The following is a 20,838-nucleotide window of genomic DNA, read 5'->3' on the forward strand; positions in this document are numbered from 1 at the left end:
CACTGCCGCCGCACGTGTGTTACTCCGCCTCCGGCCGTCGACCGGTGCGCGAGGCAAGCCGGTGCCGGAGATTCTCGGCCTGCTCCCGTTCCTCCAGCTCGAGTTCGACGCGCGCGAGCGTCTCCCGCAACAGCGGCGCCCAGTGCCGGCGCAACACCCGCACCCGGCGCTGGGTCGTGTCGGTCTCCGCGGTGATGCGGCGCAACGCGTCGGCGTCCACCGCGTGTCGCAGGGCTGAGTCGAGCAGCTTCCGTTGTTCGCGCACGGCATGTGCGACCGCGGTGCCCGCCGGCACGTCCGCGACACCGGTGGGCGGGGAGCAGGTGATCCCGGTGGGGTGTCGCACGCCTGCCGTCGTGGACCAGGAGATCGTCACGTCGGCTTCGGCACCTGGGCCAGCGAGGCGCATCCCGCGGCGACCCGCGGTCAGTGCCGCCCGCAGCGTCCAGGTCTTCGTTTCCTCCGCCTGCGCGACCAGTTCGTCATGTGTGTGTTCCGCTGCTTCAGCAAGATGGCGCTGTTCCGCCCGCAACGCACGCAGCTTCTGTTCCAGCAGCGCGGCGGCGTGTTCGGCACTGCCGAGACGTCCGCGCAACCACTGGCGTCCGGACCGGCCGGAAGGCACCCTGATCGCACTCACCGGTCCTCCAGCAGTGACGTCGGAATCATCGACAGTTCGGATCGAGGCAGTCGGAGCAACACTCGCCACACGCGCTCGAGGGTGTCGTCGAGCGTGCGCGCCTCGCCGGGCGACTGGCCGAGGACGTCGGTTCGGAAAGCCTGCTCCAGATCGAGATAGGCCTGGTCGGTACGGCTCAGGCCGCTGACACCGATGAGTTCGGCCAGGTCTCGCACCTGCCGTGCCCGTGCCAGCGCGGACAGCAGCTGGGCCGCGACGTCGAGGTGGTCGGCGCGGGTCCGGCCCGGTCCGGCGCCGTTGCGCATGAGCCGCGACAGCGAGGCGAGCGGATCGACCGGTGGGTACACGCCGTGGGCGTGCGCCTCCGCGGAGAACACGATCTGGCCCTCGGTGATGTACCCGGTGAGGTCGGGCACGGGATGGGTGATGTCACCACCCGGCATGGTGAGAACGGGCAGCACCGTCACCGACCCCGGCCGGTCGCGGATGCGTCCGCAGCGTTCGAACAACGAGGCGAGGTCGCTGTAGAGGTAGCCGGGGTACGACCGTCGCGCGGGAATCTCACCGCGCGCCGCGGACACCTCGCGCAACGCCTCGGCGTAGGTCGTCATGTCGGTCATCACGACCAGCACGTGCCTGCCTTCGCGGAACGCCAGCGACTCGGCGATGGTCAGCGCCAGCCTGGGCGTGAGGATCCGCTCGATGACGGGATCGTCGGCGGTGTTGATCAGCAGCACGAGCTCTCCCGCCGCTGACCGCGCTTCCAGGGCGTCGCGCGTGTACGCGGCGTCCGCGTGAGTGAGACCGATGCCCGCGAACACCACGCAGAACGGCTCACCCTCCACTGTGGACTGTGCGGCGATCTGGGTGGCCAGCTCCAGGTGCGGATGCCCGGGCAGGGAGAACAGCGGCAGCTTCTGGCCGCGCACCAGCGTGGTCAGCGCGTCGATCACCGACACCCCGGTGAGCACGGGATCGGCGGGCGCCTCGCGCCACGTCGGGTTGAGCGGTGCGCCCGCGACCGGCTCCCGCCGCGCGCCGAACACCGGCGGCCCGCCGTCGACCGGGTTGCCACGTCCGTCGCAGGTCCGGCCGAGCCATCCCGTGCCGACGGGGATGCTCAGCGGACGTCCGGTGAACTCCAGCCGAGTACCCGCGGCCGTCATGCCGGCGGTGCCCTCCAGCACCTGCACGACGGCGAGGTCGTGGTCGACCTCCAGCACGAGACCGTGCCGCAGCTCGCCGGACTCCAGCCTGATGCGCACGAACTCGTCCCAGCCGACGCCCTCGACGCCGCCGACGACGACGAGCGGGCCCCGCAGTTCTCGCACACCGGTGAACTCGATCGTCATCGCAGCCTCCGCAACCCGGCGAGCATCTCGTCGCGCCGCCGGCCGATCAGCGCCGTGTCCTGCGCCGCCGCCTCTTCGCGCAGCCGCACCAGCGCGGTGAAGTCGAACTCCTCCAGCACATCGGCGTTCACTCCCGCGACCACCAGCTCGCGACACTCGCCCACCACCGCCAGGACGGCTTCCACGAGTGCGCTCGCCTTCTCGTCACCGCCGGCCGCGTCCACGGTGGACAGGGCGCTCTGCTGGAGCACGCCGTCACGCAGCAGACGCCCGGCCAGCAACGCGACCCGCTCGGTCCCGGAGAGGGCGGCCGCACCGACCAGGTCCGCGAGCGCGCCGAGCCGATCCGCCTCGGCCAGCGCGGTCATCACTCGTGCTCGCCGTGCGGGCCAGCCGTGGTCGCCCGCGCGGACGTGGTGGTCTCCGACCGCCGGTGCGTCGCGGGAGAACGAACCTGACCACGAGACGGCGGGGTAGTGCCTGGCGTAGGCGAGGTCCCGGTCGAGCGTCCAGCGGGCGCGGACGAAGCGCTCGGTGTGCGCGGTGACCGGCTCGGTCATGTCACCGCCCGGCGGCGACACGGCTCCGATGATCGTGACCGACCCGGTCGCTCCGCCGAGCGTCTCGACGCAGCCGGCACGTTCGTAGAAGGCCGCCAACGCCGAGGCGAGGTCGGCGGGGTAGCCCTCCTCCGCCGGCAGAACGCCGGTGCGGGAGGCGAACTCCCGCAGCGCCTCCGCCCAGCGCGAGGTGGAGTCGGCGATCACCACCGTGTGAAAGCCCATGTCGCGGTAGTACTCCGCGACGGCGACGCCCGTGTAGATGCTCGCCTCACGGGCCATCATCGGCATGTTCGAGGTGTTGGCGATGATCACCGTGCGGTCCGCCAGCCGACCGCCGGTGCGCGGGTCGGTCAGCTCGAACAGCTCGGCGACCACCTCGGCCAGCTCGTTGCCGCGTTCGCCGCACCCGACGTAGACGATGACGTCCGCGTCGCACCACTTCGCGAGCTGTTGCAGGAGAACGGTTTTGCCGGTGCCGAAGCCTCCCGGCACCGCGGCCGCGCCACCACGAGCCACGGGGTAGAGCAGGTCCAGCACACGCTGACCGGTGCGCAGGGGTGTCACCTCGGTGAGGCGCTCCCGGCACGGCCGCGGCACTCGGACCGGCCAGTCGGAGAACAGGTGCACGTCGGTGCCACCGACCTCGGCGACCACGGTTCCCATTCCGCACTTGACGTCCGCCAGCGACTCGACCCTCCCGTTGACTCCGGGCGGCACGAGCAACCGGTGCTCCAGTGCCCCGGCGTCGGCGACCACGCCGAGCACCTGCCCTTCCCCGACCTGATCGCCGACCCGCACCCTCGGTTCGAAACGCCACATGCGATCCGATTCGTCAGCGGCGGCACCTGGGGTGAGGAAGACAGGCGCGGCGGACAACGACCGCAACAGGCCGTCGAAGACACCGCCGAGCAGTCCGGGACCGAGGCGCACCGACAGCGGCTTTCCCGCGGGCAGCGCGGCCGCGCCCGGCCCCAGCCCGCCGGTGTACTCGTAGGCCTGCACGCTCACCGTGCCGTCTCTGATGGCGACGACCTCGCCCGGGATCGCGTCGGGTCCGAGGGTGATGAGGTCGTGCATCGCGACCGGGCCGACGTCACAGACCTCGACCAGCGGCCCGGAGACCCGGACGACCCGTCCGGAGGTCACGGCGCCCACAAGGCCCGCACCTCGTCGCCGAGCGCGTCGACGGCACGACCTGCCACCGCTCGGGCGCCGAAATCCACCAACCGGCCCGCGACCGCACCGGTCAGGCCTCCTCCCGGCGTGTCCCGCACGATCGCGCCAGGGCCGAGCTGGACATGGATCGCTGTCACGAGCTGATCCCTCCGGTCCGGTTCCGCGAACGCACGCGCCACCGCGGCGGTGACGCGCTGGAGGAGTTCGTCGTAGCTCTCGCGTTGTGCGGCCAGTTCGATCGCGCGGGCGCGGCGACGGGCCTTCTCGTGCTCGGCCGCGATCAACGTCGCCGCGTCCGCGCGACCCTCCTCCGCGGCCGCGTCGAGGATCGACCGCGCCCGAGCACGAGCGCTGGCGAGCGCCGCATCCGCGTCGAGATGTGCGGAGGCGAGGTCGCGGTCGGCCTCGGCACGCGCCGTGGCCAGCAACGCCGTCCGCACAGGGGCCAGTGCTTCCTGCTGCTGGGCGGTCACGACGGGATCACCGCCACGAGCGGCCGGTCGTTCCCCGCGAGTTCGGTGCTCAAGGCCGCGGCGGCGGTGCCGGTGAGCAGCACGACGGACACGTCCTCGCCGAGGTCGTTCCAGGCTCGGCGCACGGACGCGGCGTCGGTCGCCTCTGCGACCCGCACCCCGGCGAGCGCCCAGTCGGAGACTCCGGCGCCGATCACGGCCACGGCACCCACGGCTCACGCCTTCCCGATGAGGATGACCGCGACGATCAGCCCGTAGATCGCGATGCCCTCCGCCAGGCCCACGATCACCATCGCGCGGCCGAACAGTTCCGGCCGTTCGCTGAGAGCGGCGAGCGCGGCCGCGCCGGTGTGAGCGACCGCGATCGCCGCCCCGATGGACGATCCGGCGACCGAGATGGCCGCGCCGAGCAGCGCCGCCCAGTTCGCCGCGGGAGTGGGGGACTGGGCCACGGCGGCGGAGGCCTCACCGCTCTGCAGCGCCATGACGAGCACCACCAGCGCGCCGACGAGCAACGCGCCGTTGAGCCCCGCGAACACCGCGAGCACGGCACGTCCCTTGCGGCGCATCAACAGCACGGCTCCCGCGCACACCGCGACCAGCACCGGCAGTCCTGCCAACCAGACCATCATCGATCCTCCCCGTGCCAAGCGCGGAACGGCCGGCCTTCGATCTCGAAGACCCGCGAGAACAGTTCGTAGAACTCCAGGCGCAGGGCCTGGATGGCGGCCACCAGTGCTTCGAGGGAGAACGCGAATGCGTTGCCCAGCAGGAAGAGCAGCACCGCCGCGGCGATGCCCGCGACGCCGCCGCGGTCCGCCAGCGCGGTCGTGCCGAGCCACACGACCGAGCCGATCGCGGCGTGCACCAGACCGAACGCCGCGAGCCGGGCGAACGACACGAGGTTCGACCCGGTCCTGATCACGATGTCGAACAGCTGCACGGCGGCCTGCACCCAGCCGGCGGCACCGCCACCGGACGCGGCGGCGAACCCGATCCCGGCGAGCACCAGGCCCACCGCGGCGGTTGCGGCACCGGCCACGACGAGGAGGTCCGAGCCCAGCAGCAGTCCACCCGCGATGCCGGCGATACCGAGGAACAGCGTGGCACCGGCGATGCCCGAAGCCGCGTACAGGGCGAGCCGCGGTCCACCTTCACGCCACCGGTTGACGATCGCGACGGCGTAGGCGGCGGCCAGCAGCACGGCCCCGGCCGCGACGCCGGCACCCAGCAGCCGAACGGGTTCGTCCAGCGGATCCAGCCACAGCACGGGAACGACACCCGTCGGCCCGAAGAACTCCCCGTACAGCACCCCGAACGCCGCACTCGCGAAACCGGCGCCCATCACGAACGGCCACGCGGAGCGCCAGCGCGCGAAGCGTCGCGGCCACCCGGCCCGCAGCAGCAGCCCCACGGCGACCAGCAGGAGTCCTTGTCCGGCGTCGCCGAACATCATCCCGAACATCAGCACGTAGGCGGCGCCCGCGAGCACCGTCGGATCGACGTCCTGGTAGGGCACCGTGCCGTACGTGCTGACGAGCGGCGTGAACGACTGCCGCACCGTTCCGTCCGAACGCAGCAGGGACGGCGGATCCACACCACGTGGCACGGGCAACGGCACCGCCGCCGCACCCACCCCGGCGAGTGTCGCGGCCAGGCCAGGCCGTCGCTCGGCAGGGCACCATCCCGCGACGGCGGCGACCGAATCCCGGTGCACGGCGGCGCTCACCACGGTCTCCAGGGCGTCGTCGGCACGGTCGACATCGACCACACCCGCCTCAGCCACCAGCAGCAGGGCGTCGCGCAGCGCGTTCTCCGGTGCGACGACGGCGATGCGTTCCATCCGCACCGGTGTCAGGGCTTCACGTGATGGCATCGAACTCCTCCATCTGCCCGCCGCCACGCGCGGCGCACTCGAGCGCGGCACGCACCCGGCGAGCGTCGACCGCGAGCAGCACGGTGCACCCCACCACCACGCCTGGCCCGAAACCCTGACCGCGCAACAACGTTCGCGCACCACTCTCGACGCGCGCCCACCAGCGTTCCTCGGCCTGCCAGAGTCCGCCGGGGTCGGTGACGTCCGCGAGCGCCCACGCCGCCTCTCCCGGCAAGCGCGCGGCGAAGCCGGCGAGTCCGTCCTGTCCCACGTCACCGAGCAGCGCCGAGCCGGGCACCGGATGGCCGAGCAGGAACCGCTCGCGCGCGACCAGCAACGCCGCGCCTCCCGCGGCCCACTCCCGTGCCGGCGGCACACCAGCGGCGACTCGCACCGCCCAGCCGAGCTGGACGGCGATGGCGATGCGGCGCGGGTCCTCGGATCCCGGATCACCCCAGGGTGACGCCGCCAGAGCGAGTCGCAGCTCGGCGAGCGACGACGTGGCCGCGAGCCGTGGCCACGCGGTGGCGAGCGTGCCGAGCGTGAAGGTCTCGCCCGCCGCTGTTCCAGTCAACTCGCGCACGTGCTCCACGACGTTCGCCATCTCGAACCACCCGGCGAGCAGCCGGACCAGCTCCGCGCCCGCACGCGGCTGCCACCCGGCGAGCACCCGGAGGTGCCACAGCAGCGTCGAGGCGACGCCGTGGCCGGCTTGCTCCAACGACTGACCGGCTCGGACGTCCCGCTGATACGGCCCGGTGACGAGCAGTTCGACCGCCTCCGGCAGCGATGAACACCTGGCGATCTCACGTGCGCCGACCGCGCCGGTCCTGCGCCGCAACAACGCCCGTGCCCGCACTCCTCCTGCGATCCACGCCGCGCTCATCGCGCGGCCTCGCCCGTGTGCAAGGTGCTCAGAGCCTCGGCGACCGCGCGGTCGACGTACTCCGGCATGAGCACCGCCGCACGGGTCCGGACGCGGCGTGCGGCCTCCCTCGCGGCCTCGACGAGAAGCTCACCGTCCGGCGCGGCGGCCGCGCGGGCGTTCGCGGCTGCCCGCGCACGCACCTCGGAGACACGCTCGTGCGCCGCCGCGACGAGGTCTTCCGCTTCGCGAGCGGCCTGTTCGCGGATGCGGCGCGCCTCTCCGCGTGCCTCCTCGCGCAGGCGCCGCACGTCGTTCTCGGTGTCCGAGAGCAGCGAAAACACCGGTTCGAGCTCGGTCGCGACCTCCGCCACGCGGTCCACGGGCACTCCTGGTCGCGCGGCCGCACCCGGTGTTCCCACCGGCCGGTAGCGCTGCAGGAGATCGCGGAGACTGGCCACCCGTCCATGCTGGCCATGCCACCGCACCAGACAGCAGGGTCCTCTCACCCCACCCGGCCGGGCCCAAGTCCTCTCCCCGGATGACGGGCGGTCCACCGCGGATCCCGCTGTCCACTGAGGACTGCCACTGGCGAGCGGTCCCTCGATCAGCGGCGGCTTGGGTCGTACACCCGGCCGAGCGCTGTTCGATCACCTCGTGCGAGAGCGGTCATGAGCTCACCCGCGGACACTGGTTTCACGGCTGTCCCGCGCAGAGGGGAGCGGAGTCGGGAGCGCCGCCGTCCTGCGCGGTGATCCTGAAGTCACAGAGGTCGTACCCGTTGCGGACCAGCGCCTGGGCCATGCCGAGAACGTCCTTGCGGGAAGGAACGGGGGTGCGCGCCAGCACGAACCCCGACCTGCGGTCCGGTGCACCGACCACGGCCCAGCGGTAGTCGCGGTCGAGGCCGATCACCCAGTACGTCCCCGGCTCGTCGAAGCTCCACCCGTCGGCCGTCCTGACGAACGACACCTCGAGCTTCGAGGTGGAGGCCGGGTCGGCCTGTCGTGCCCTGCCCTCCAGCGACGTCGTCACGCCGTCCGCGCGGGTGCACGAGTTCACCACCTTGACCTGCCCGTCCGGCAGCACCGTGTAGACCGCGCTGTCGTTGCGGACGCACTGCGCCTGGAAGGGCTGGGGAATCGCCGCCACCTGCACCCAACGGCCGTCGTAGCGTTCGAGGTCGACCGAGCGAACCGGCCGCACCTCGGTGGTGGACTCCTCCGCGGACGCCGGGGCGGGAACCATGCCCAGGCCGAGAGTGAGGGTCGCCGCTACCGCGGTGAAGCGCATGGGAGCACCTTTCGCCTTTGAGCACTGCGCACTCAACGCCATGGCCGGCGACGAAGGCCTGCATGACGGCGAGACGGCAGGGTCGGCGAGGTGCTGCTCACCCTCGTCCGGGCGGCGGCTGTTCGAGCAGCGCGGCGACCTCACCGGGATGCGCGGCCGGGCTCGTGGTCCTGAGCCCGTTGCTCCACCCGAGATCCTCCCGCCAGCGCAGCACCGGGCCACGTCCGGTGACCACCTGACCGCGCATCGGACGCGTCGGGGTGAGCTCCAGCACCACCTGGGCGACGTCGATGCCCTCGCGGGCAAGGGCGTCCACGACGTTGTCGAAGTACCGGGTGAGCGCAATGGGCGTGAGTCTGTCGCGCGTTTGGTGCACCGCGTGCCTCCTGAGAGCCGTGCGAACCCACACAACCTGCGTCACTCGGAGCAACCGTTCCAGGGCACAAGGTCCCGATGTGGCAGGGACCACCGCACGACCTCACCGCTCGGATCCGGCCGGTGCCTCGAACGGTCGTGATCGACCGGGATCTTGCGATTCCCGATCTTCCTGCTGGGCTCGTCAGGTCGCCTGCCACGACGAACCGGGCGCGAGTCTTGGCGGAAGCCGCCGGGTGAGTGGCCCGGGATTCGGCGGTTCAGCAGGTTGGCGTGCTGGGACAGCAGTTTCCCCGCGGTCTCAGGGACTTTCGCCGGACGCACCTTCGGAGTGACCTTCTCCCTGTGCGCCTGGTCCCGTTGGGCACTGGCTCCGACCCTGCCCAGCGGTGGACAGTCGGAGCAACGGAAAGGGATTTGGGGGCGGCGGTGCACGGTTTCGGCAAGCAGGTCTTCGGTTCATCGAAGCGCACACGGCGACTACTGGCGATGTTCACGTCGGCGGTGCTGGCCGGCGCGCTGATGGCGGACGGCTCCGCCAGCGCCACGGCGAGGCCGACGATCGTCGAGCTGGGCACGCTGACCGGATACGGCAGCAGCCAGGCGTCCCTGATCGCTCATGAGTCCTCACGCCCGTGGGTGGTGTGCGTGGGCTCCGGTGACACGAACTGCGACAGCGCCAGGCGCAGCACCACCTCGTCGCCTGGCGAACCGGCGTGACCAGACGGCGTCTCGACTTCCTGTTCCGATCCGAGTTCCTGTGCTGGAGCGAGGTCGGCGCTGGTCGCCGGCCAGCCTCGGTAGCGCAACTTCGCCTCGATGGTGCTGTCCTGCCGGCGGATGTCGAGCGAAACCGACCGTGCCAGGCCGTATCGAGCCGCGATGGCCACGGCGATCGGAATCCACCGTTCGACCACGTCGAGCGCCCGACTGGACGGGTCGAGTCCGGTCGAGCGGTCGAAACGCGCGCTGCCCACCAGTTCGCAACTGGACAACGCCGCCTGGAACGCGGAGAGGACACGGGAGCGGGCGGACGTCGAACGATGCGGGACGGAACCCCACTCGCAGGCGATATCGCGTGCGTGGCCGGCGATGTCGTCCGAATCGGTGATGATTCTGTCGATCTTCATCGCCGCCGCCTGCGGCACCAACGGGCGCAAAGAGCAGAGATCCGCGGTCAACTGGAAGAGCCGCCCCGCCAGTTTTCTGTAGACGGCGGTGGTGAGGTCCCACTGTTCCGCGCTGTCCGCATGGGATTGCGCGAGCAGCGCCCAGCCGAGATGACCGACCACCGCGTCGACCATCTCGCGGTCGGAGTCCGTGAACCTCCGGCTGCCAGGCGGACGGCCGATCATCAGCACTCCGCGCAGTTCGCCGTCCGCGATGACCGGACCGGCCACGGCAGGGCCGACGTCGGACGATCTCGCGGCCTGTTCTGTCTGCTCGTCGAGCACCACGTCGTCGATCAGGATCGCGCGCCCGGCGTCGACGGTCAGAGCGGACACCGATCCTTCCATCGGAAGCAGCCTGTCTTCCCATTCCCGGAGTCCGCCGGCGGCGACGGCGATGCGCAGCCATCCCTCCTGTTCGGCGGGAACCGTGAGCGCCGCGGTGGCCGCATCCGCGCTGAGTCGTGCGCACTCGACCAACTCCCGAACCAGATTCGCTGGATCACGTAACGGGTGCCAGTGCATGACCAGGAAGGAGAGCCTCTGGCGCCAGTCGATGTCCGCGCCCGCGGAGTGAGAGTGATCGCGCATGGAGGAATCAGGTGTCACAGCACTGTCCCGTCTGAGGAATCACGACCGGTGGCCTGGTTCGCGAAACCGCACTTGGTGGTCGACCAGTCAAACGTATGACAACCGCGCCATTGGCACATGATGGGCGAGCGGTCCGGTGGACCGTGACGCGATTGCTCGCGGCCAGACAGGTGCACTGCCGACCAGATGGCGTGGCGCATTCGAAGCTCGGAGGTTGATTGTTGCTTTTTCGTGTTCAGGGAGAATATTCAACCTCAGCGTAGGCGTGCGTGTGCGGTCGGTGTGTTCATGGCTGGCTTCAGCCGGAGGTGATCGGATCGTCCGGCTGTGCCGGAAGGTTCCGGCCTGCGTGTGAAGGTGGCAAGTCCTGAAGATCATTGCTCGGCTGAACAAAACTGAACGCCGGCTCCGAAATCGCTGCGGCTCGGTTAGAATTTTTCTGTCGTTCGCGAAAAGTTGCCTGTAATGTTCGGTGTTCACGGCGACAGGTCGACGCAGAACTCTTGTGCGGCGGCCGCGGCGGCGACGGACACCGCGGTGCGGATCGGTTTCTCCTGTTCGTCCTTTTCTTGGGCGCCATTCGTCCGAGAACGGGAATGACGGGCTTTCGGCGCGGGAATTCGGTCCTGTCCAAAGATCCTGATGAAATGACTGCTGGTGATGGACACGGTCATGACGTGACCGCATCGACTCAAAATCGCGCTCATCGCCGTCAGTCTGTTCGCAGGATCGGGTGCGGCCAGCGCCACACGGCGGGACTCAACGGCAAGACCACCGGCCTGGGCGTGCCACCCGTTGTGACGTAAGCGTTCAGATCCACGATCTCGGCCTTCTGCCGGGTGACTCGGCGAACGGGGCCGCCGCCATTGCCTGGAGCAGAGGCACCGTGATTACGCTCGCCCCACCCATACCTGACTCGCTCGACAGTAGGACGACCAGTACCACCCTGGGGAGCGCCGGACACGCGAGACTGGAGTGATGAGCAACGACGACGCTTCGCTGGGTTTGACGATCCGGGCGTGGCGGGACCGGTTGCGGCCGGAAGCGGCCGGTCTCCCCGCCCGGCGGTCGCGGCGGGCGGCCGGCCTGCGCCGTGAAGAGCTCGCCGAGCTGGCGGGAATCTCCGTCGACTACCTGACCCGCCTGGAGCAGGGACGGTCGACGAGTCCGTCGGAGCAGGTGGTCGCCTCGTTGGCGAGGGCGTTGCAGCTCAGCGTGGCCGAGCGCGACCACCTGTACCGACTGGTGCGACTGGCCGTCCCGGCGCACAACGCGATCTCCGACCACATCCCGCCAGGAGTGCGGCGCGTGCTCGCCGGCCTGGAGCACACGGCCGCGGCGGTGTTCGCGGCCGACTGGCAGCTGCTCTGGTGGAACCGGGGCTGGGCCGCGCTGGTCGGTGATCCTGCGCCGATACCGGTGGGACAGCGCAACTTCGCCCGCGATACCTTTCCGACGCGGCCGGACGCTCCACTGCTGCGCGGGTGGCCTGTGGCCACTTCGGACGCCGCCGCGACCGAAGTGGCGGTCGTGTCCGATCTGAGGCGTGCCACCGGCCGCTTTCCCGCTGACGTCAGGCTGGGCGCCTTGATCGCGGACCTGCTCAGGGGCAACCGGAGGTTCGCCGAGCTGTGGGCGCTGGGCACGGTCGGAGCTCACCGTGAGGACAGCAAGACGATCGACCATCCCTCCGTCGGGCCGGTGGACGTGACCTGCGACGTGCTGACCGACGGGGATCTGGAGCTGAAGATCGTCGTGTTGTCCGCCGTACCGGGCAGCGAGGACGAGACCCGGTTGCGACTCGCGTTCGTCGCGGGCAACGGGCAGGTCCAACCAGCGCACGAGGTGTCTCGTTGACCCGGTGCGGGCGGCCCGTCCGGTTCGGGAGGGCCGCCCTTGCGATCACCAGGCGACGGCGCCGTACCGGTCGATGACGCGTCCGGTTCCGGAGCCGCGTTCCTCGGTGGCGAGCTGGACGATGGCGTCTGTCCCCTCGGAGACCGTCTGCGGGCCGCTGTGACCGTTGAGGTCGGTCGCCGTGTAGCCGGGGTCGGCCGCGTTGACCCGGATGTCCGGCAACGCCTTGGCGTACTGGGTGGTGAGCATCGTCAGCGCCGCCTTGGAGGCCGTGTAGATCGGCGCGACGGCCTTGCCCTCCGCGCGCTCCGGGTCGTGCGTGTGCGTGAACGAGCCCATTCCGCTGCTGACGTTGACGATGGCGGGGTCCGCCGACTTGCGCAGCAACGGCAGGAAGGCGGTGGTCGTGCGGACGACACCGGCGACGTTGACGTCGAAGACGTCCAGCACGTCGGCCCCGGTGAGGGTCTCGGCGGACGCACCGTGCGTGCCGCTCACGCCGGCGTTGTTGATCAGGACGTCGATGTGGCCCTCGTGCTCGGCGACGTTCGCCGCCGCGGCGGCGACGGACGCGTCGTCGGTGACGTCGATCCGGACGAACCTCGCCCCGACGGCGGCGGCCGCCTCCTCGCCCCGTTCGGGATCACGAGCACCGGTCAGCACGGTGTGGCCGAGATCGACGAGACGGCGGGCGGCCTCGCGGCCGAGGCCCTTGTTGGCGCCTGTGATGAAGATGGTGGTCATGTGACCAATCGTCGTCTGGCGGCGAAGTGCCTGCCAGGGAGGAGCTGTCGGTAGGAACGGGAGTGCCACCTTCGCGGCGCGCGGCCTTGCTCCGGCCGGTTTCGCGACATGATCCGTGACCTGCTCGTGGACTCCGCCGCGGCTGGCGGCGTCCGGGAGGATGTCGCGCCGGCGGAGCTCGCCGCCCAGTGCGTCCACGCGCTCGCCGCGGCCGGTTTCCTCCTAAGCTGGGTAGTAGAGGCCTACGTCGCGTCGCGAGCGGGACCTTTGAATTCCGCTGGTCGCGACGTGTTGCTCTGATGATCGTCGGTTCACGCGACGAGGGTCGAAGACGTCCAGGTAGCAAGGGAGGACGTCATGAAACGTCAACATCTCGGGTTGTACGCGATCGCACTCGCGATCGTGATCGTCGGTCTTCTGTTCGCCGGGGTTCCACTCCAGACGATGTTGTTCGGTCTGCTCGTGCTGGCCTGCCCGCTGATGATGATGTTCATGATGCGAGGCCACGGCGGCGGATCTGATCAGCAGGAACACGAGCACCACACCACGGGCCCTCATGATGGCTGATGCCGCGTACGGGCTGTGGCCACTGGTCGCGGTGAACATCGTGTTGTTCGTGGTCTTCGCGATGAGCTTCTTCCAGCCGCGAACCAAGCGGGACTGGCGGGCGATGATCGCGTTCCTGGTGCCGTTCCTGGACGTGGGCATCGCACAAAGCCCGATGCTGCGTGCCGAACCGGCGGACTGGGCCCGGTTCCTGCCGGGCTACGGCGCCGATCGAGTGCTGCTCGACGGCGGGCTGACCGCGCACTTCGACGAGGCTCCGGCGTTGCTGCTCGGCCTCGGATGGCTGCTCGTGCTCGGGGTACTGGCCGCGAGGCTCTTCCGGAGGTCGACGACATGAGCCCGTTCACCCGCCGGGCGTTCCTCGGCACCGTCGCACTCGGACTGGCCGGGTGCACGTCGGGCAACCCGCTGGTCCTGCCGACCGATCCGCTGGTGAGCCGCACCGAGTCGGCGCGCGGTGGCACCGGCCGCACCCGTGCGGTCACGCTGACCGCGACCAGAGGCCAGGTCGATCTCGGTGGTCCGGTGGTCGACACATGGACCTACGACGGCGTTCTGCCCGGCAGGGAGATCCGCGTCGGCGCGGGCGACCTGGTCGAGGCCCGGCTGGTGAACCGGCTGCCCGCGGACACGTCGATCCACTGGCACGGACTGGCCCTGCGCAACGACATGGACGGCGCGCCTCCCGTGACGCAGGTCGCGATCAAGCCGGGGGAGGACTTCACCTACCGGTTCGTCGCGCCGACGCCTGGTACGTATTGGTTCCACCCGCACACCGGCACCCAGCTCGACCGCGGCCTCTACGCGCCACTGATCGTCGAGGACCCCGCCGAGCCCGGCGGTTATGACGCGGAGTGGGTGGTCGTGCTGGACGACTGGCTCGACGGGGCCGGCACGAACCCGGACGAGGTGCTCGCCGGACTGCGCCGGCGCGGCGGGCACTCGATGCACGGCATGACCGGGCTCGGCGGGGACGTGCCTCATCCACACCACCTGATCAACGGCCGGGTCGCGGCAGCACCTGTCACGTTTGCTGCGAAACCTGGACACCGCGTGCGGATCCGGTTCATCAACGCGGCCGCGGACACCGCGTACCGGGTCGCACTGAGTGGACACCGCATGACGGTCACCCACACCGACGGTTTCACCGTGACTCCGGTGGAAACCGACGCCCTGGTGATCGGTATGGGCGAGCGCTACGACGTGCTCGCCACTCTGGCGGACGGCGTGTTTCCGCTCGTGGCGCTCGCGGAAGGCAAGAACGCGACCGCGAAGGCTGTCGTGCGCACCGGCTCCGGCGCCGTTCCCGACGTGCGGCCCGCAGAGCTGGACGGCAAGGTCGTGACGTACGACGAGTTCAAGGCGACAGCGCCGCTGTCAGCGAGAAAGCCGGACGTGGTACACCGGATGGCGTTGACCGGGGGAATGATGAGCTACGAGTGGGGCATCAACGGCCGCACGGGCGACCTCACCCCAGCGCGTGTCCGAAGTGGACAGCGAGTCAGGCTGGAGTTCGCGAACACCACGATGATGTGGCACCCGATGCACCTGCACGGCCACACTTTCCAGCTCGACGGACCGCGCAAGGACACCGTGATCGTGCGGCCTGGCCAGACGGTGGCGTGCGAGTTCGACGCAGACAATCCAGGTCAGTGGATGGTCCACTGTCACAACGCCTACCACGCCGAGGCAGGGATGATGACCACGCTTGGTTACGAGGAGGCTCGATGAACACCGTGGTGCTGGACGTCAGCGGACTGCACTGGGCCTCCGAGCAGAACGTCGTCAACGCCAAGCTGGGCAGGCAAGCCGGCGTGAGCCACGTCGAAGTCAACCCGGCCGCGCAGACGGCGACCGTGCACTTCGACCCGGCCATGACCTCCGTGGCGGACCTGCGGCAGTGGGTGATCGACTGCGGCTACCACTGTGCCGGTCAGTCGGTTCCACACCACATCTGCGATCCGGCCGAGGAACCGGGCGCCGAGCACTCGCCGCACGAGATGATGGGCCACGGCGGGCACGCCGGTATGTCGATGGCCGCGATGGTCGCCGACATGCGCAACCGATTCCTGGTGGCGCTGCTGTTCTCCGTCCCGATCGTGCTCTGGTCGCCGATCGGCACCGATGTCTTCAGGTTGCACCTGCCCACACCGTTCGGGATGCGCGCGGACGTGTGGTCGCTGTTGCTCAGCCTGCCGGTGATCTTCTACTCGTGCTGGATCTTCTTCGACGGTGCCTGGCGCGCGTTGCGCGCCAGGACACTCGACATGATGGTGCTCGTCGCTGTGGCGGTCGGCGCGGGCTGGCTGTACTCCGCGGTGATCACGCTGACCGGCGGGGGAGAGGTCTTCTACGAGGCCGCGACGGTACTGGCCGCGTTCGTCCTGTTGGGACACTGGTTCGAGATGCGTGCCCGCGGCGGCGCGAACGATGCGATCCGTGCCCTGTTGAACCTGGCACCCCCCAAGGCCGTTGTCCTGCGCGACGGTGAGCCGGTCGAGGTGCCGACAGCCGACGTCACGGTCGGCGACCTGCTCCTGGTGCGGCCGGGCGCGAAGATCGCGGTGGACGGTGTCGTCGAGGACGGCGAGTCCGAGGTCGACGAGTCGATGGTCACGGGCGAAAGCCTGCCGGTGCACAAAGCACCCGGTTCGGCGGTCGTCGGTGCCACGATCAACGCCAACGGCGCGCTGCGCGTCCGTGCGACCAGGATCGGCTCGGACACCGCGCTGGCCCAGATCGTCAAGCTCGTCCAAGAGGCGCAGAACTCCAAGGCACCTGGGCAGCGGCTCGCCGACCGGGCGGCGTTCTGGCTGGTGCTGGTCGCACTGGTGGGTGGTGCGCTGACGTTGGGAGCGTGGCTGCTCTCGGGTGCCTCGTTCGCGACCGCGATGCTGTTCGCGATCACTGTCGTCGTGATCACCTGCCCGGATGCCCTCGGCCTCGCGACGCCGACCGCGATCATGGTCGGTACCGGGCTCGGCGCCAAGCGCGGTGTGCTGTTCAAGAACGCGATGGCACTGGAGGTCTCGGCACGCATCGACGTCGTCGTGATGGACAAGACCGGCACGCTCACCAAGGGCGAGCCCGAGGTCACCGACGTGATCGCGGACGGCTTCGCCGAGGCCGAGTTGCTGCGGATCGTCGCGGTGGTCGAACGTGAGTCCGAGCATCCGCTCGCCGAGGCCATCGTTCGCCGCGCCGGTGACCTCGACGGGGCGCGCGCCGAGCGGTTCGAGAACGTGCCAGGGCACGGCGCCATCGCCCACGTGAACGGACGGCGCGTCGTGGTCGGCAACCGGCGTCTGCTGGAGCGGGAAGGCATCGACCTCGGATCCCTGGCCGCACGCCGGGACGAACTGGCCGCCACCGGCCGCACCGCCGTGCTGGCCGCGGTCGACGGAGTGGCCGCGGGCGTGATCGGCATCGCGGACGCACTGCGGGAGACGTCGGTGGCCGCCGTCGAGGCGCTGCACGAGCTCGGGGTCGAGGTCGTCATGCTGACCGGGGACAACCAGGCGACCGCGGAACGCATCGCCTCGCGGCTCGGCATCGACACCGTCATCGCGGAGGTGTTGCCTGGAGACAAAGCCGCAAAGGTGGCTGAGCTGCAGCGGTCCGGGCTCAAGGTCGCGATGGTGGGCGATGGCGTCAACGACGCTCCGGCACTGGCCCAAGCAGACCTCGGCATCGCTATCGGCGCGGGCACCGACGTGGCCATCGAGACCGCTGACGTGGTGTTGATGCGCTCCGATCCGCTGGACGTCCCGACCGCGTTGCGCATTGGCCGCGGCACGCTGCGCAAGATGCGGCAGAACCTCGGCTGGGCCATCGGCTACAACACCATCGCCCTGCCGATCGCCGCGGGTGTGTTCGAGCCGGCCATCGGGTTGATGCTCCGCCCGGAGATCGCCGCGCTGTCGATGTCCGGCTCGAGTCTCATCGTCGCGGTGAACGCATTGGCGCTCAAGCGACTGCGGCTGCCTGCAGCGGTCGTCGACCGACCAACTACTTCGCTTGGTAGATCCTGACAGGAGACCAACGTCCGGCTTCGTAGGATGTCGGCCATGGAACGAGTGCAGGTCGCGGACTGCCTCAATTCGTGCGACTTGTCCAGCGTCGTGGCGTCGACTGGCCTCGCTTCGGGCATCGCCGGCTGCGAGATCGTGCCCGCTCCGGGCCCGACCGCGATGACCGCACTGGCCCGCCTCTTCTCGCGCCGGCCAGCTCGGCGACGCCAGGTCCCTGACCAGTGGTGTTGGCCAGCCACGCCGGGGTGCGCGGTTGCCCAGCGGGGCCGAGAAGGCGCGGACCAGGCGGCTGAACGGCGACCAGAAAGATCAAACGAATGGTGCGACAGGTAGGTGGCCGTGTGAGCGTGAGGGGTCGCGGTCACCGTGCCGGGCCGAACGGCGCTGGGAGCGAGGACCTTCGGCTGCGGTGTCGGTACCTCTGGGGGCGCATCGTGGGGACGGTGAGATCGACGTGGCGGTAGCCGGTCTCATCGAATCCGAACGGAGCGTCATCATGACTGGTTGGATCATTGTCGGCATCGTCGCCGTGGTTGTGCTGTTGCTGGGCATGTCGGTGAAGGTGGTCAAGCAGTACGAGCAGGGCGTGTTGTTCCGGCTGGGACAGGTGCGCGGGGTGCGCATGCCGGGTCTGCGGCTGATCATTCCGGTGGTGGACGTCATGCGCCGGGTGTCGTTGCGGATCATCACGCTGCCGATCCAGTCGCAGGGGATCATCACCAGGGACAACGTCAGCGTCGATGTTTCCGCGGTGGCGTACTTCAAGGTGGTGGACGCGGTGAAGTCGGTCGTCGCGATCGAGAACGTCTACTCCGCGATCGACCAGATCGCTCAGACCACGCTGAGGAAGGTCGTCGGCCAGCACACCCTTGATCAGACCTTGTCGGAGACCGACAAGATCAACCTCGACATCCGCAAGATCCTCGACATCACCACCGTCGAGTGGGGTGTGGAGGTGACTTTGGTGGAGCTGAAGGACATTCAGTTGCCGGACAGCATGAAGCGCGCGATGGCCAGGCAGGCCGAGGCCGAGCGGGAGAAGCGAGCGAAGATCATCAACGCTGAGGGTGAATCGCTGGCCGCGGCGGCGCTCGGCGACGCGTCGGACACGATGATGGCGCATCCGCTGGCGTTGCAGCTGCGCAACCTGCAGACGTTGGTCGAGCTTGGTGTGGACAAGAACACCACGGTGGTGTTCCCGGCGCCCCTCATGAGCACCATCGGTGAACTCGGGTCTTTCCTGGCGCGCGAGTCCGCCGCCGCGTCGGTTCCTGAGACCGGGGTCCCGGCCACCGTCATCCCGATGCAGTCGCTCGGCACGCCACAGGCGCAGGAAACTCAGGCGAACGGCGAACCGCTCCCTGCCCCGCGGTAGGGGCGGGGTGGACGCGTCCGGCCTGTTTCCTGGGCCGGGCGCATTGGGATGTTGCTGACCGAACAGCCACAGTCCACAGTGGAGTGTGGTCGACCGGTGTCCTTCACGAGTCGGGGCTTGGTGGCTGGCGAGGGATGACGGCGGTCCAGGTGAGGCGTGTGTCGCCGTCGGACGTGGTGGTGTGCTTCAGGTTGTTGGAGCGATGTTCGATGTGGCTGCCTGGCGTGGTCGGAGAGTCGGCATGTGTGGGTGGTCCGGCGTTCGTGCCGTTGTCGATGTTCTCGATGGTGATCAAGTCGCCGTCGATGTCGACGCGGAGCTCGGCGCGCGTGGTGTTGGTGTGACCGGCAACGGTCGTGAGCGCCTCGCGGACGACGGCGACCATGTCGTCGGCGAGTGTGCCGGGCATGGGGCGACGGAGTTGCCCGTGGAAGGTGGTCGTCACAGGGAAGCCGAGCGCCGGCGTGTGGTCGTCGATGGCGGCGAGGATCCGGTCTTGAAGGCTGGGCGTGAGGTGCGGGGAGATGTCGACGCCGTAGACCGCGGTGCGGATGCTGCTGATAGTGGTGTCGAGAACGCCGATGTAGCTGTTGACGCGATTCCGGAAAACGGGGTGATTGTTGGCCGCCATGAGACCTTGCAGCCCGAGGCTGACCGCGAAGAGTTGCTGGACGACGTGGTTGTTGATAGCTGTGCCGATGCGGTCGTGGTCGTTGCTGATGAGCTGGATCTGCCGATCGGCGTGGATCCGGTCGAGTTCCATCGCCACTCCCGCATGGCCGGCGAAGCCGACGAGGTGGTTCATGTCCGCGCCGGTGAACGATCGTCGTCCGGCCAGCCTGCCCATGCTGAGCGTTCCCATGATCTGGTCACCGGCCAGCAACGGCACCACGACGACAGACCCGATCCGCGTCGGCGGATCGACGCCATCCGCGCCTGAAGGGGCCGTGATCAGCACGGGTGTGCCGGACTGGGCGACCTGCCCGGCCACGCTCATGTCCATGTCCACGAGCATCTGCTCGGTCAGGGCTCCGCTGGTTGCCTGGATCTGCAACTGCCCTGGTTCGGTGACCAGTGCCAGGGTCGCGAAGTCGGCGTCCGCGGTCTGCTGGGCGACCCGCAGGACCATGTCGAGGGGATGCGCGTCCTGCCCTGCGAACAACCGCTGGATCACTTCGGTCGAGGCGGTCAGCCATCGATGGCGCTGTTCGGACTCCTGGTAGAGCCGGGCGTTGTCGATGGCCACCCCGGCGGTCGCCGCCAGGGCGACGGTGAGCTGTTCGTCCTCGGCGCTGAACTGTCCGTTCGCGCTTCCGGCCAGGTAGAGGTTGCCGAAGACGCGGTCGCGGATCCGGATCGGCACGCCCAGAAAGCTCTCCATGTCCGGATGATGTGGCGGGAACCCGGTGGCGGCCGGGTGTGCGGTCAGGTCGGCGAGCCGCACCGGGGCCGGGTGGCTGGTGAGCAGACCCAGGATCCCGCGGCCGTGCGGTAGTTGCCCGATTCGTTCGACCGTGGCCTCGTCCATGCCGACGTGGACGAACTCGTCGAGCAGACCGTGCTCGCCGATCACACCGAGGGCCGCGTAGCGGGCTTCCACCAACTCCCGTGCCGTGGTCACGATGTGTTGCAGCACCGCTTGCAGACTGAGGTCGCTGGCCACGACCGCGTGCGCGTGCAGAAGTTGCCGCAATCGTCCTTGAGTGGCAAGGACGTCCTGTGCTCGCGCCGAGACGTCGTCGAGTAGTTTCTCAAGCTCCAGCCGCGGTAGGTCGGCGAACGGCAGCTGGAATCCACCCTGGGGTGGGCTTTTTGAGCCGTCAGTTGCACTGAAGGTGTTCGACATGGCATCCGCGTCCCGTCAACCCTTGCGCGTCAGCGGGGTCCTGGC

The 20,838-nt window shown here is 69.5% G+C and carries 21 protein-coding genes; 6 read left to right on the forward strand and 15 right to left on the reverse strand.

The window, feature by feature from the left end:
* Positions 1-19 precede the first annotated feature (19 nt).
* The 13 genes from ACIRG5_RS25150 to ACIRG5_RS25210 all read right to left on the reverse strand — a co-directional run bounded on the left by ACIRG5_RS25150 (position 20) and on the right by ACIRG5_RS25210 (position 11,080).
* The gene (locus ACIRG5_RS25150) at positions 20-640 is read right to left on the reverse strand and encodes a V-type ATP synthase subunit D (protein WP_402908589.1); all 621 of its coding nucleotides are present in this window, start codon (positions 638-640) and stop codon (positions 20-22) included.
* Positions 637-1,992: a V-type ATP synthase subunit B gene (locus ACIRG5_RS25155; protein WP_402908591.1), complete on the reverse strand. Its 1,356-nt coding sequence runs from the start codon at positions 1,990-1,992 to the stop codon at positions 637-639. The genes ACIRG5_RS25150 and ACIRG5_RS25155 overlap by 4 nt, the downstream gene beginning before the upstream one ends.
* Entirely contained in the window at positions 1,989-3,710 is a 1,722-nt protein-coding gene (locus ACIRG5_RS25160) for a V-type ATP synthase subunit A (protein ID WP_402908593.1), read from the reverse strand. Before ACIRG5_RS25160 ends, ACIRG5_RS25155 begins: the two co-directional genes overlap by 4 nt.
* Positions 3,698-4,204, reverse strand: a complete 507-nt coding sequence (locus tag ACIRG5_RS25165; protein ID WP_402908595.1) for a hypothetical protein — start codon at positions 4,202-4,204, stop codon at positions 3,698-3,700. The genes ACIRG5_RS25160 and ACIRG5_RS25165 overlap by 13 nt, the downstream gene beginning before the upstream one ends.
* Positions 4,201-4,416, reverse strand: coding sequence for a hypothetical protein (locus ACIRG5_RS25170; RefSeq protein WP_402908597.1), 216 nt, complete (start codon positions 4,414-4,416; stop codon positions 4,201-4,203). The genes ACIRG5_RS25165 and ACIRG5_RS25170 overlap by 4 nt, the downstream gene beginning before the upstream one ends.
* Before the next feature lie 3 nt (positions 4,417-4,419).
* Positions 4,420-4,836 carry an ATP synthase subunit C gene (locus ACIRG5_RS25175; RefSeq protein ID WP_402908599.1) on the reverse strand — a complete coding sequence of 139 codons (417 nt, stop codon included), beginning with the start codon at positions 4,834-4,836 and terminating at the stop codon, positions 4,420-4,422.
* Complete coding sequence (locus ACIRG5_RS25180; protein ID WP_402908601.1) at positions 4,833-6,080, reverse strand: V-type ATPase 116kDa subunit family protein; 1,248 nt, start codon at positions 6,078-6,080, stop codon at positions 4,833-4,835. The genes ACIRG5_RS25175 and ACIRG5_RS25180 overlap by 4 nt, the downstream gene beginning before the upstream one ends.
* Complete coding sequence (locus ACIRG5_RS25185) at positions 6,067-6,966, reverse strand: hypothetical protein (protein ID WP_402908602.1); 900 nt, start codon at positions 6,964-6,966, stop codon at positions 6,067-6,069. The genes ACIRG5_RS25180 and ACIRG5_RS25185 overlap by 14 nt, the downstream gene beginning before the upstream one ends.
* Positions 6,963-7,406, reverse strand: coding sequence for a hypothetical protein (locus ACIRG5_RS25190; RefSeq protein ID WP_402908604.1), 444 nt, complete (start codon positions 7,404-7,406; stop codon positions 6,963-6,965). Before ACIRG5_RS25190 ends, ACIRG5_RS25185 begins: the two co-directional genes overlap by 4 nt.
* Positions 7,407-7,641: 235 nt before the next feature.
* A complete protein-coding gene (locus tag ACIRG5_RS25195) occupies positions 7,642-8,238 on the reverse strand; it encodes a lipocalin family protein (RefSeq protein ID WP_402908606.1) in 597 nt (198 codons plus the stop codon).
* A 97-nt stretch (positions 8,239-8,335) separates the two neighbouring features.
* Positions 8,336-8,614 carry a hypothetical protein gene (locus ACIRG5_RS25200; RefSeq protein WP_402908608.1) on the reverse strand — a complete coding sequence of 93 codons (279 nt, stop codon included), beginning with the start codon at positions 8,612-8,614 and terminating at the stop codon, positions 8,336-8,338.
* Between the two features lie 616 nt (positions 8,615-9,230).
* Entirely contained in the window at positions 9,231-10,373 is a 1,143-nt protein-coding gene (locus ACIRG5_RS25205) for a GAF domain-containing protein (RefSeq protein WP_402908610.1), read from the reverse strand.
* A 476-nt stretch (positions 10,374-10,849) separates the two neighbouring features.
* Entirely contained in the window at positions 10,850-11,080 is a 231-nt protein-coding gene (locus ACIRG5_RS25210) for a hypothetical protein (protein WP_402908612.1), read from the reverse strand.
* Positions 11,081-11,351: 271 nt separating this feature from the next.
* Here ACIRG5_RS25210 and ACIRG5_RS25215 point away from each other — a divergent pair, with 271 nt between their 5' ends.
* On the forward strand, positions 11,352-12,230 hold the full coding sequence (locus ACIRG5_RS25215) for a helix-turn-helix transcriptional regulator (RefSeq protein WP_402908614.1): 879 nt from the start codon (positions 11,352-11,354) through the stop codon (positions 12,228-12,230).
* Between the two features lie 45 nt (positions 12,231-12,275).
* Here the strand turns inward: ACIRG5_RS25215 and ACIRG5_RS25220 are convergent, their stop codons facing one another.
* The gene (locus tag ACIRG5_RS25220; protein ID WP_402908616.1) at positions 12,276-12,974 is read right to left on the reverse strand and encodes an SDR family NAD(P)-dependent oxidoreductase; all 699 of its coding nucleotides are present in this window, start codon (positions 12,972-12,974) and stop codon (positions 12,276-12,278) included.
* Positions 12,975-13,331: 357 nt separating this feature from the next.
* On the opposite strand from ACIRG5_RS25220, the gene ACIRG5_RS25225 reads away from it, so the two are divergent.
* The 5 genes from ACIRG5_RS25225 (at position 13,332) to ACIRG5_RS25245 (ending at position 18,947) form a co-directional block, all read left to right on the forward strand.
* Entirely contained in the window at positions 13,332-13,541 is a 210-nt protein-coding gene (locus ACIRG5_RS25225; RefSeq protein ID WP_402908618.1) for a DUF2933 domain-containing protein, read from the forward strand.
* Complete coding sequence (locus ACIRG5_RS25230; RefSeq protein WP_402908620.1) at positions 13,531-13,878, forward strand: hypothetical protein; 348 nt, start codon at positions 13,531-13,533, stop codon at positions 13,876-13,878. Before ACIRG5_RS25225 ends, ACIRG5_RS25230 begins: the two co-directional genes overlap by 11 nt.
* Positions 13,875-15,272, forward strand: coding sequence for a multicopper oxidase family protein (locus tag ACIRG5_RS25235; protein ID WP_402908622.1), 1,398 nt, complete (start codon positions 13,875-13,877; stop codon positions 15,270-15,272). The genes ACIRG5_RS25230 and ACIRG5_RS25235 overlap by 4 nt, the downstream gene beginning before the upstream one ends.
* Positions 15,269-17,572, forward strand: a complete 2,304-nt coding sequence (locus ACIRG5_RS25240) for a heavy metal translocating P-type ATPase (RefSeq protein WP_402908624.1) — start codon at positions 15,269-15,271, stop codon at positions 17,570-17,572. The genes ACIRG5_RS25235 and ACIRG5_RS25240 overlap by 4 nt, the downstream gene beginning before the upstream one ends.
* A 496-nt stretch (positions 17,573-18,068) precedes the next feature.
* Positions 18,069-18,947 (forward strand): slipin family protein, encoded by an 879-nt coding sequence (locus ACIRG5_RS25245; RefSeq protein ID WP_402908626.1) that lies wholly within the window; start codon positions 18,069-18,071, stop codon positions 18,945-18,947.
* Positions 18,948-19,050: 103 nt separating this feature from the next.
* Here ACIRG5_RS25245 and ACIRG5_RS25250 read toward each other — a convergent pair whose 3' ends face one another.
* Positions 19,051-20,793 carry a GAF domain-containing protein gene (locus ACIRG5_RS25250; protein WP_402908628.1) on the reverse strand — a complete coding sequence of 581 codons (1,743 nt, stop codon included), beginning with the start codon at positions 20,791-20,793 and terminating at the stop codon, positions 19,051-19,053.
* Between the last annotated feature and the right edge of the window lie 45 nt (positions 20,794-20,838).

Source organism: Lentzea sp. NPDC102401 (assembly GCF_044765805.1).
GTDB classification, from domain to species: Bacteria; Actinomycetota; Actinomycetes; order Mycobacteriales; family Pseudonocardiaceae; genus Lentzea; species Lentzea sokolovensis.